This window comes from Dyella sp. (genome assembly GCF_036568765.1).
In the GTDB taxonomy this organism is placed as follows: domain Bacteria; phylum Pseudomonadota; class Gammaproteobacteria; order Xanthomonadales; family Rhodanobacteraceae; genus GSA-30.
Map to the genome: position 1 here is coordinate 1 of NZ_DATCRY010000117.1, position 11,692 is coordinate 11,692.

The window sequence follows — 11,692 nt, forward strand, 5'->3', positions numbered from 1 at the left end:
CACCTACAGCGGCCACATCGGCAGTGCCACGCGCCATGCGCCGCGCTGGATGATCGTGTTCGCCCTGGTGGCGGTGCTGGCCGGCTTCCTGTACACCAAGCTGCCGACCAGCTTCGTGCCCAGCGAAGACCAAGGCTTCGCACTGGCGATCGTCAACCTCCCGCCGGGCGCGACCCTCAAGCGCACCGAGGCGGTCATGGCCGAGATGCGCGAGCGGTTCAAGAACAGCCCGTTGAACGACGACATCGTCGGCATCTACCAGATCAGCGGCTTCAGCTTCATCGGCCAGAGCGAAAGTGCGGGCATGGCCTTCATCAAGCTCAAGGACTGGAGCGAACGCAAGATCACCGCCGACGAGCTGATCATGCAGGCCAACGGTGTACTGCACGGCATCCGTGACGCGCAGATCTTCGTGGTAAACCTGCCTACCATCCGCGGCCTCAGCCAGTTCGGCGGCATCGACATGTACCTGCAGGCTCGCGCAGGCCAGTCGCACGGTGAGTTGATGCAGGCCATGGGCATGGTGCTGGGCAAATCCCAAGGCAATCCGGCGTTGCTGGGCACACGCCCGAACTCCCTGCCCGACGCGCCGCTGTGGGATATCAAGGTGGACCGCGTGCAGGCCCAATCGATGGGCTTGTCGGTCAGCGATGTCTACACCGCGATCCAGCTCACCCTGGCGCCGATCTACGTCAACGACTTCGTCTACGGCGGTCGCGTGAAGCGCGTCTACATCCAGGCCGACCAGCCTTACCGCATGGGCCCGGACGCGTTGCAGCACGTGTTCACGCCCAGTTCGCTGGCCAGTAGCAGCAGCACGTCGGCGACCAATCCCTACAACATGATCCCGATCTCCAGCGTGGTGAAATCCGACTGGAGCACGGGTTCGCCGGCGCTGACTCGCTACAACGGCTATGCCGCGGTGGAAATCGTCGCCAGCGAAGGCAAGGGGTACTCCACCGGCCAGGCCATGGCCGCGCTGCAGAACATCGTGGATAACGACCTGCCCAAAGGCTTCGGTTCCGACTGGACCGGCCAGTCCTACCAGGAAATCCTGGCGGGCAACTCGGCCACGTTGCTGATGGTGCTGTCGATCGTCATCGTGTTCCTCTGCCTGGCTGCGCTGTACGAAAGCTGGTCGATTCCGGTCGCCGTGTTGCTGGTGGTGCCGCTCGGCCTGCTGGGCACGGTGGTCTTCTCCATGCTGCGCGGCCTGCCGAACGATATGTACTTCAAGATCGGCATGATCACGGTGATCGGCCTGGCGGCGAAGAACGCGATCCTGATCGTGGAATTCGCCGTGGAGCAACAGTTGCAAGGCAAATCGTTGTTCGACGCGGTGGTCACAGCTTCCCGCCTGCGACTGCGACCGATCCTGATGACCTCGATGGCCTTCATCCTGGGCGTGTTCCCACTGGCGGTCTCCACCGGCGCCGGTGCCAACTCCCGCCACTCGATCGGTACGGGCGTGATCGGCGGCATGCTGTTCGCTACGTTCCTGGGCCTGCTGTTGATCCCGGTGTTCTACGTCAGCGTACGTCGTCTGCTGGGCGACAAGCTCGATGAGCCTTCCAACAAGCTGCCGCATCACGGCGACGATCATCCGCAGCCGTTCGATTCGGATCCGCATCGCGGGACTTGATGGAACCGGGTAAGAAAAGCAAAGGGCGCCTAGGGCGCCCTTTGCTTTTGAGAGGTATGTGGAGAGAAGTGAGGAATGAGTAAGGGCAAAAGTACGGCGCTAACCGCGGAGGCTTTCTCTATTTCCTCACTTCCCTTCAATCACTCCCTAAATAGTTCCGACTACCCGAACGCCCGCTCCCGAACCAACTCGCAGACCGTCCGCACATCCGCATCCATCGCGCGATCGCGCGCCATGAATCCAACCTGCCGACGAAGCATCGCATGAGCCTCGCGCACGGCCTCGCCAGCGTGGAAATCGCCGACTTCGGCTAACGCGGCTGTCAGTTGTTTCACTTCTTCGACGAACTGCGCATAGTGCGGATGGTCCTCGCGCGGGGCATTGGCAATCTTGCCGGCAATCGTCTTCCAGTCGCCGCGCGCCGCCACGCGACTGGCGGCATTGAGCATGGTCTGACGGAAATCCAACGCTTGCGCAGCGGTATATAGCTCCAATGCCAGTACATGCCCGAGATCGTCGATCATGTCCAGCACATGCCGCGCCTCGTTCGCGCCCATCGAAACATGATCCTCGGCGTTTGCGCTGGTCGGCACCGAATACACGCTGGCAGGATGCGCGCGCGTGGCCAGATCGTTGACCAGGGCCGCCGCGGTGTACTGCACGATCATGAAGCCCGAATCGGTACCGTCTTCGTTACCGGTGAGGAACGCCGGCAGGCCATCGTTGGTCGCCGGGTCCACCAGCTTGTTGAGCCGGCGCTCTGAAATCGAAGCGAGCACCGGAATGGCCGCCTTGACGTAGCTCATCGCCAACGCCAGCGGCATGCCGTGGAAATGCCCGGCCGAAATCACCTGATCCTCGATAAAGCGAGGGTTCTCCGCATCCGGGAAGATCAGCGGGTTATCGGTGACCGCATTGAGTTCGATATCGATCACGCGGCACGCCTGCGCCCAGGCATCGCGTACCGCGCCGTGCACCTGCGGCATGCAGCGCAGGCAATAGGCATCCTGCGGCTGATGCTTCTTGCCGCCCTTGAATGGCAGGAAACGGGCGTAGAAGGCTTCTCGACCATGGCGCTGGTTGGCCGGCACCCAATCCCAGCCGATATCGAATGTCAGCGCCAGGTCTTCTGGTTCCGACCAGGCTTCTGCCGTCCACGGCTTGAAACGCGGCACCAGGTGATAGGGAATATCGACGAGAGTTGAGCCGGCCAACAATTCACGCACGTGAGCTGCGGTGTCCACTTGGCCCGGATGCGGACGCAGGGCGTGGACTTCCGGCCGTAGCGCACCGCTGCGGCCAGCGAAAGCGTCGAGCGTGGTCGCCGCGGCAAGATCGGCAAGGTCCAGCAGATACTCGAGCGAGTGCAGCGTCAATGCCGCCATCGCCAGCATCTGCGCCGTACCGTTATTGAGCGCCAGGCCTTCCTTGAAGGACAATCGGATGGGTTCCAGGCCAGCCAGCTTCAGTGCCTCGGCGCCGGCCATGCGCTTGCCCTGGTAAAAGGCTTCGCCACCGCCAAGCAATACGATCGCCAGATGCGACAAAGGTGCCAGGTCACCGCTGGCACCGACCGAGCCCTTCTCGGGCACCACCGGCACCACGCCGCTATTGAGCAGTGCGGCAAGCGCTTCGAGCGTCTGGACGCGAATGCCGGAATGGCCGCGCATGAGGGTATTGATGCGAATGACCAGCATGGCGCGTACGACGTCGGCGGCCATCGGCTTACCCACGCATACCGCATGGGTGATGATGAGATTGTGCTGCAACTCCTCCAGCAGCGTGCCGTCCGGGTTATCCGGGTGACCGCCCGGCAGCTCGTCGCGCAGGCGATGCGCACCGAGCAACTTGTCGGCATTGCTGCCAAAACCGGTGGTGACACCATAGGTCGGTTCACCGCAACTCACTTTATCGGCAAGAAAATCCGCTGCCCGCTGTACCTGCCGCAGTTGCGCCTGATCGAGCGCCACGCTCAAACCGTGGCGCGCTACTGCCACGAGCTGATCGCGCGTCAAGCTGTTGCCGTCGAGAAGAACCGTCTTTGCCGTCATGCCTGCACCGCGTTTTGTTGTTTGTTCGTGCCCGGGCTCCCCCAAGCATACTCAGGACTGGATCGCCGCCTGCGCCAGTTCGACGCGCAACGTCTTGATAAGTTCGGCGCGCGGCACCTGGAACTGGTCTTCGCGGCGCAAGTCCTTCACCGTGACCACGTCGTTGGCGATCTCGTCCTCGCCGAGCACGATGACAAAACGGATACCCGCACGGTCGGCATACTTGAACTGCTTGCCGAGCTTGCCGCCCTCCAGCACGACTTCCGTCGCAATGCCCGCACCGCGCAATTCGCCGGCGATGGCCAGGTACGCCGGCAACTGAGCCGGATCCATCTGCGTCACCAGCACATCCACGGTGCTCTGTGCCGTGCCGATCAGGCCGGCGTCGCGCAATTGCCAATACAGGCGCGTCAAGCCGATCGAAATGCCTACACCGGGCAAATGGGATTTGGTGTACTGACCGGCCAGATTCTCGTATCGACCGCCCGAGCAGATCGAGCCGATCTGCGGGTGATCGTTGAGTGTGGTCTCATATACGGTTCCGGTGTAGTAGTCCAGACCGCGCGCGATCGACAGGTTAAGCACGAAATGCGACTCCGGCACACCGAAATCGCGGATCAGGCCGAGTACTTCCTTCAGTTCCATCCGGCCCTGCTCCATCGCCTCCGGCCCCGGACCGAGCGCGTCGAGCTTATCGAACGCATCTTGCAGCGAGGTCGAGCGAACCTGCACGAAATTCAGGATCTTGTCGGCCACGTCGGCACTCAGGCCAAACTGGGGTCCGATCAAGGTATCGCGGACATAATCCGCACCGCGCTTGTCGAGCTTGTCCACCTCACGCAGCACCAGCGTCTGCTGCTCGCCGTCGGCCACGCCCAGGCTTTCGAAGAATCCGCGCATCAGCTTGCGGTTGTTCAGCTGGATGGTGAAGGCCCCGATGTTCAGCTCGCGGAACACGCTGTAGATCACCGCCGGGATTTCGGCGTCGTAGCGCACCGACAGGGTGTCCTTGCCGATCACGTCGATATCGCATTGGTAGAACTCGCGAAAACGGCCACGCTGGGCTCGCTCGCCGCGGTACACGCGCTGCATCTGGTAGCGGCGGAACGGAAACGACAAGTCATGCTCGTGCTCGGCCACATAGCGGGCCAAAGGCACGGTCAAATCGAAGCGCAGGGCGAGTTCCGGCTTGCCCTCTTCGCCTTTCTCCGAATTCAGCGCGCCGGTCGACTGGACAAAATACACCTGCCGCTCGGTCTCGCCGCCGGTCTTGGTCAGCAGCACGTCGGAAAACTCGATCACCGGCGTCTCGATGGGCAGGAAGCCGAAGCGCTCGTAGTTGCGGCGGATCGTGTCCAGCATGCGCTGGAAGGCGATCTGGTCGAGCGGCAACAGCTCAAGCACGCCAGGCATGGTACGGGCCGGGGTAAGCGCCATGGAATCCTCTGGATTTACGTAGAAAAAGCACGCCACAACGGGGTTTGGCGCAGCCCTTTAGATTACCAGAAGACCGCCTCCAAGCCTTTCCGGCAACCGTCGCGAAAAAACCGCCAGGCCGCCTGTTGCCAAGGTCACGCAGCGCCGATAAGATATGCGGCTCCCGCGGGGTGTAGCTCAGCCTGGTAGAGCGCTACGTTCGGGACGTAGAAGTCGCATGTTCGAATCATGTCACCCCGACCAAAATTCGAAGTAGTCAAGGCCCTGGAATCCGCTTCACCGCGTGCTTCCAGGGCCTTCTTCTTTTCCGGCCCATAAAGGGCCCGTATCTCTCAAAGGAAGATGAATCCGCACAGGGTGGAACCAACCCCCCGCCTCGTCAGCGCCGGCGCTCCGAGCCGCTTCGCGAAATCGACGTCAGCGATAGAACTCTACGATGCCACCCGAAAAGTGGTACATCGAGGCCACGATCTTGATCTTGCCACTCTTCTCCAGCCCCGCAAGCACGTCGCTTTGCTGCCGGATAACGTTTACGGTCTGCCGTACGCTCGTTGCCGCCACGGCATCGACGTAGGCCATGTTCTTGCTGCTGCGCTCGCCGTCGAATGTCGTGTCTTTCACTGCCGGCTTGATCTTGTCGAGCAGGCCCGTCAGATGCCCCAGCCTGGCGTCGTCGATGGCACCTTTGACGGCACCGCACGCGGTGTGGCCATCACCAGGATGACCTTGGCTCCGGCAACGGCACACGCAAACTCCATGCTGCCGAGCAAATCGTCATCGGCAACATTACCGACGATGCGAGCATTGAAGGTATCGCCGATAGCCGCATCGAAAATGATCTCAGCCGGCGTGCGCGAGTCAATGCAACCGACGACCATGATAGCGATGCGAAACTCGCCGAACCATCTGACGGCTTCGGCTTCAAGCCCTACTTCTTTCCATCTCGATATCGGACGAGTCTCAATAACCTCAGCCGAACCATTCTTCAGGTCAGCGACACCCGTAATGTCAGTACTTCCCAGGCAGCCATCGGCATACCTTCAGCGCTTGGGGCGATTGCATCCTCGGTCAAGTTGCTCAGGTGTACGGCACCCATCGTCACATGGCCTCTCCAGTTCAACCGAGCCTGGACCGGCTCCGCCGAGGCGTTGAATAGGCGCAGCATCCAGGCCTTGCCATCGCGACTGGGCGCAAGCGACTCGATCACGACCTGCGCCGGTTGCACGCGCAGCAGCGCATCGCCGAGCGAAGCTTGCGGCTTACCGCCGGATACCAGCAGCGGTCGTAACTGCTCCTGGCCAAACCGTTGCTGCGCTCCGGGCTCGGCTGCGCGATAAGGGCGAACGGCATAGCGGAAAGTCACGGGCCCTTCCTGAAAGGCACGATAGTTGGTGCCCCAATGGTTGTTCATGACCCAGGAATAGAAGGTTTGCGAAGGTGGCAGGTTACGGATCCAGACGTCCGGGTTGGTTTGCGAATTGAGCTTGGTCGCCGTGATCGCGCCCACTTCCACCAAGGGCGCGTCCAGCATGACGCAGGTGACGCCACGAGCCGTGTTGGCGATGTCGACGAACGCATGCACCGGTAACCAGTTCTTGCAGGAGCCCGGCAGCTGGTCATGCTCGGGACGTACCTGCCCGAACGGCACACCCAACGCCATCCGGCCCTCCTCGACAGCAAATGGGAAGGCGAATTGCAGGCTCTCCTTAGCTACGGCGAGCTTGCCATCGGCCTTGTGTTCGAAAGGCGCGCGCAGCTTGTCGACGCAGTTCTCGAGCAGCAAACGGTCCTGCCCTGCACACAACGTCACTCGGCGCACCAGACTGCGACATCCGGGTGCAGACGATTCGATGCGTAACGTCGCGAGCAGGGGGCCGCGCTCTTCTTCTACGATGTGTGGCGCAGCGCTCGATTGCAAGGCCGCCGCATCGTCGCCGGCCAGGAACAGAAAACGGTTGAGCGCGTGACCGCCGCGACGATCGACAAGATTGTGGTCGTCGCCATGCAGATAAAGCCCGTCGATGTCGCCGCTGTACGAGTCGACATGCACCTTCAAGATGCCGTTATCGAGCACATGGCCGCGCCATCGCACGGGCACCGACGGCGGCACGGGCTTGCCGGACTCGATCGTGAAGCCCGCCACCGCAAGCGCAGGAACGTCGACCTGCACAGCCAATTCGCCGGTCGAAAGCCGCTGCGAAGGTAGCGGCTGTCCCTGCGCGTCAATGACCCGATCGCCAGCACGCGACAGATCCGCCGCCAGCCTGACAATCTCGCTGCGATCCCAGGATGAGGTATTCGCCACTGCAAACGCTTGGGCATCGGCCACGGTCAATGCGGTCATACCGGCGTTCGCCAAGGCCAGCGACTGTCGTTCGGCGGCTTGTGCGAAAGCGCGTTTCACGGCCCATTGCGTCTGGGTCATCGGGCTATCCGGTCGCACCACGCTTTCGTCGGCGCCCCAGGTGTGCTCCGAGTACAGCAACACGTTCCTCCAGGCTTCGTCGAAAGCCGCATCCTTTGGGTGTCGAGCCATCGCAGCGAGTGTGCCAGCCTGTACCAAGCGTTGGGACGCGGCGCGATTCTGTGCACTCTCTTTGGCGGAAGAGCCCGCGCCGTCTTCCCAATACGGTGTCAGATCGCCTTGCCGCGATGGCAGCTGCGATCCGTACTCACGCTCGAAGTCGGCAAATGCCGTGCTGACCGAAGCGATCGTGAACTTGGGCCACGCATAGGTTTCGTTCCATGCACGCACAAACTCGCAGATGCCTGGATCCGGTTCGGCGTTGTCGCCATGCCCCGACCAGCGCACATAGGAAATGTCGTAAGGAAAATCCACCTCGTCCATGCGCGCCTGGTAGGTACCCACCCAGGCTTCGCTCGGCTCGTCGATACCATGCGATAACGCATAGCCATGCCACGGCACCCAGAACAGCACTCTGTCGGTGCCCGAGGGCGAAACCCACCAGAAGGGACGATCCTGCCAGGCCGCCATGAAGCGTCCGATGCGGTCGAACGAATTGGGGGCCGCCGAGAAATAGCGGACACCGGCCTGCGCCATCGCCGAGACGGTACCCCAGGTGTAGCCAGGCACGTCGCTGAACATGGCGGCATCGATGGGACGCTTGCATTGCCGGCCAAGCTCCACGCCATAGCGGAACAACTCCATCAGTTCTTCGGCACCGCATAATCCGGTCAATTCGTTCGCATACGAACCGTTCAGCGCCACCCAACCGCGTTGCACTGCTTCGATCAGTAATGTGCGGTCAGCCGGTGAACCGCGCCGCATGAAAAGATCGGCACCCCATAGCACCTCCAGGTTCCACACAAAGCGTGCGCCATCGGGATACGTGGCAGTCTTCCTGGCCAGCTCGATGCCGCGGTAGATGTTCTGAACCTGCTTGTCTTCGATATGCGCCTGGATATCGGTATAGCCGAGGTCATGGTGCGAATGCGGCAAGACGTAGATACGCATGCGCCGTACCGGCAGCAGTTCGACGTCTATTGCCGCTTCGGTTTCCTCCGCCCTGAGTACCACATGTGCCTTCTTCTTGGATTCGACCGCCGGAACAAAGACATCGAACGAGGACATGCTGGCGTCAAAGCGCCGCTCGTCCAGCTTGACACCGTCTAGCACGGTCGTGACCACTTGGCCAACCATCGTCGGCGGCGGCGCGATGCGGATCGGTTGCAACAGAGTCCCGTGCTGTTCCACCAGGCCGCGGATCGGCATTGCCAATGGCGCAGGCGCGGCGGCCGCCCGCAGATCGAGGCTTCCCCCGAGGACCGCCCAGCCTGCCGTGATCCCGAACGCCTTGAGCAACTCTCTGCGATTCACCTCGACACTCCCCGCGCGCCATGACTTTAGGGAGAGTATCGAAAAAGCTTAGATAGATCGATCCAAATCGATCATGGCACGACCGCCGTCACATCCACCTCCAAAAGCACGTCGTCCCGCACGAGCCGTTTGACCTCCACCAGGGTGCTGGCAGGCGGATGGGCGGTATCGATGTACTTGTCGCGCACAATACGCAACTCGGGCGTCTTGGTGGCATCGGTCATATAGATATCCAGCCGGACGACATCCTTGAAAGAAGCACCGGACGCCTTGAGCGCCTTGTCGAGATTGGCAAACACCTGCTCGGCTTGGGCCTGGAAATCGCCCTTGCCTACCAGATTGCCGTCCTTGTCCAGCGCCATCTGGCCGGACACGTACAGTGTCTTACCCCCTGCCGGAACCGCCACCACGTGGCTGTAGCCGTGCGGCTTCGATAGATCGGGAGGGTTGATAAAGCTTCGCTCCTGCGCCTGGAGGAAAGCTGGCAGGAAAGCGCTCAAAAGCAGAAACAAACTGCGTCGATGCATGAAAGCTCCTCGATAGTTGGGGGGCTTTAAAAACTAGCATGAAGCTCCGCACAAGTAAGTCGTCGGCATTCCATTACCTCGCAGGTAATCGCCTGACTCTACAACGGACTCCACACTGGCTGCACACCAACCACGAAGGAGAGTCCCCATGAGTCACAACGAACAACTCGCCGAGCGCTATATCGCCAGTTGGAACGAAACCGACCCATTACGCCGCCGCATGCTGATCGAGAATGTGTATGCCGAGCGCATCGCGTACGTCGATCCGATGGTGCAATCCAAAGGCTGGGAAGCGATCGATGCGACGATCGCCGCTGTGCAAGGCATGTTTCCCGGCCATCGCTTCAGCCTTGGCGGCGCGGTCGATGCGCACCACGATACGATGCGTTTCACGTGGCATCTGACGGCACCGGGCTCGCAAGAGCCGCTGGTGATCGGGTTTGACGTAGCCACGGTGGAAGACGGGCGCATACGTGAGGTGTATGGATTTTTGGACAGGGTGCCCGCAATGCCATGATGCGTGGACGCTTCGTAGGCGCCCTTCACCCCGTCCTTCCCTTGGCTTTGCCGGGGAAGGGATGGGGGAGAGCGGAACCTGCGAAGCAAAAGCCCATCGCATCGCCCCGACACATGCGCTGGCGACAAAGCACCGCCTACCATCGAGCCCATGAAAACCGCGATCACCGATATCCGTCGCCCTGTCGGCGACTTGCTGCGCGAATGGCGCCGCCATCGCCGTATGAGCCAGCTCGCACTGGCCGCCGAAGCCGAGGTTTCCACGCGCCATCTGAGCTTCGTCGAATCCGGCCGCGCACAACCGAGCCGCGAGATGATCCTGCGCCTATGCCAGTACCTCGATGTGCCACTGCGCGAACGTAAGGCACTGCTCGTCGCGGCCGGCTTTGCGCCCGCCTATCGGGAGCACGGTATGGATAGCCCCCGCTTCGATGCCGTGCGCCAAACCATCGATACGCTGTTACGAGGTTTCGAGCCCTATCCCATGCTCGCCGTGAACCGGCATTGGCAACTACTGACCGCCAATGCATCGGCTCAACGCTTGATGGCCGGTGTTCCTGCGGAATTGCTGCAATCGCCGATCAATGTGCTGCGCCTTAGCCTGCATCCCACCGGCCTCGCACCGCGCATCCGCAATCTCGCACAATGGCGCGACCACTTGCTCGAACGCCTGCGGCAACAGATCGCCGCCTGTCATGACATCGCTCTGATCGAACTATTGCGCGAGCTGGAACAACTGTCCTGCCCGGTTTATGGGGACGTCGCGGTCATAGCGTCCCGCAACGATCTGGCTGTACCGCTGTTGCTCGATGTCGGCGATCGCGTGCTCTCGCTATGGAGCACGACCACCGTGTTCGGTACGCCCATGGATATCACGCTGGCCGAACTGGCGCTGGAAGCGTTCGTACCGGCCAATGAAGAGACTGCTGCCTATCTGCGGAAATGGGGCAGCTCTTAGCGATGTTCCAGCACACGGAAAAATTTTTCCCTCGGGGTTGAACCGGATCCTCTCGAACCGGCACTTACGCGCACCGCAAGATAAATAAAAGTCATTCTCATTCGTATTAGCTTGCGTATTGGCTCGTTCGATTCAGGGAAAAACCATGTCGCACAACGGCGCCCAGGCGCATGCAAATTCTTTCGTCCCTCCCAGGCCGATAAAAAAGGGACATTGGCCGTTGAGCGCAACGGCGCTTCTGATCATGAGTAGCCCCTGGAGCGGCCTGCGCGCCCAGCAGGCAACCGACCTCACTCCGGTTATCGTGCAAGCTGCAGCCCCAACGGGCTATAGCCAAAGCAATCGCGCCAATGGGCCGAAACAGAAAGTCGCCTTGGGCAAGACCGATACCAAACTCGAAGACCTGCCCGCCAGCGTGCAAGTCATTCCCCGCGCGCTGCTGTCCGAACAAGGTGCGACCATGCTGCGCGATGCGGTGTACAACGCCAGCGGCGTCAATACCGGTGGTCAGGACTCGAAGGGTTATTACGACCATTTCCTGATTCGCGGCTTGAACGCGCAGGTTTACAGCGACGGCTTTTCCGATGGCGATCAGTTGAGCGGGCTGTCGCACTCGCTCAATGGCGTGGAACGCGTCGAAATTCTCGAAGGTCCCGGCTCGGCCTTGTTCGGCAGCGGCCCGCCCGGTGGCACGATCGACATTGTCCACTATGCCCCCTCTTC

Annotated in this window: 8 protein-coding genes, 1 tRNA gene and 1 pseudogene; 5 read left to right on the plus strand and 5 right to left on the minus strand. The window is 61.3% G+C overall.

Going from position 1 to position 11,692, the window contains the following annotated elements:
* On the plus strand, nt 1–1,642 hold a 1,642-nt coding region (locus VIM98_RS08180), incomplete at its 5' end, for an efflux RND transporter permease subunit (RefSeq protein ID WP_331992601.1).
* Between the two features lie 161 nt (nt 1,643–1,803).
* Here VIM98_RS08180 and VIM98_RS08185 read toward each other — a convergent pair.
* Nucleotides 1,804–3,693, minus strand: coding sequence for an HAL/PAL/TAL family ammonia-lyase (locus tag VIM98_RS08185; RefSeq protein ID WP_331992602.1), 1,890 nt, complete (start codon nt 3,691–3,693; stop codon nt 1,804–1,806).
* Nucleotides 3,694–3,744: 51 nt separating this feature from the next.
* On the minus strand, nt 3,745–5,130 hold the full coding sequence (gene hisS / locus VIM98_RS08190; RefSeq protein WP_331992603.1) for a histidine--tRNA ligase: 1,386 nt from the start codon (nt 5,128–5,130) through the stop codon (nt 3,745–3,747).
* 166 nt (nt 5,131–5,296) lie between these two features.
* Between hisS and VIM98_RS08195 the strand changes: the two genes are divergently transcribed.
* Nucleotides 5,297–5,373: transfer RNA gene (locus VIM98_RS08195), tRNA-Pro, on the plus strand.
* 174 nt (nt 5,374–5,547) lie between these two features.
* Here the strand turns inward: VIM98_RS08195 and VIM98_RS08200 are convergent.
* The 3 genes and pseudogenes from VIM98_RS08200 to VIM98_RS08210 form a co-directional block, all read right to left on the minus strand.
* A pseudogene (locus VIM98_RS08200) lies at nt 5,548–6,008 on the minus strand (carbonic anhydrase family protein).
* 107 nt (nt 6,009–6,115) lie between these two features.
* Entirely contained in the window at nt 6,116–8,968 is a 2,853-nt protein-coding gene (locus tag VIM98_RS08205; RefSeq protein WP_331992604.1) for a glycoside hydrolase family 38 C-terminal domain-containing protein, read from the minus strand.
* 71 nt (nt 8,969–9,039) lie between these two features.
* Nucleotides 9,040–9,495, minus strand: coding sequence for a RidA family protein (locus tag VIM98_RS08210; RefSeq protein WP_331992605.1), 456 nt, complete (start codon nt 9,493–9,495; stop codon nt 9,040–9,042).
* Between the two features lie 148 nt (nt 9,496–9,643).
* On the opposite strand from VIM98_RS08210, the gene VIM98_RS08215 reads away from it, so the two are divergent.
* The 3 genes from VIM98_RS08215 to VIM98_RS08225 all read left to right on the plus strand — a co-directional run.
* The gene (locus tag VIM98_RS08215) at nt 9,644–10,012 is read left to right on the plus strand and encodes a nuclear transport factor 2 family protein (RefSeq protein WP_331992606.1); all 369 of its coding nucleotides are present in this window, start codon (nt 9,644–9,646) and stop codon (nt 10,010–10,012) included.
* Between the two features lie 150 nt (nt 10,013–10,162).
* On the plus strand, nt 10,163–10,969 hold the full coding sequence (locus tag VIM98_RS08220) for a helix-turn-helix transcriptional regulator (protein WP_331992607.1): 807 nt from the start codon (nt 10,163–10,165) through the stop codon (nt 10,967–10,969).
* 244 nt (nt 10,970–11,213) lie between these two features.
* Nucleotides 11,214–11,692: TonB-dependent receptor plug domain-containing protein (locus VIM98_RS08225; protein ID WP_331992608.1), on the plus strand; the 479-nt coding region annotated here is incomplete at its 3' end.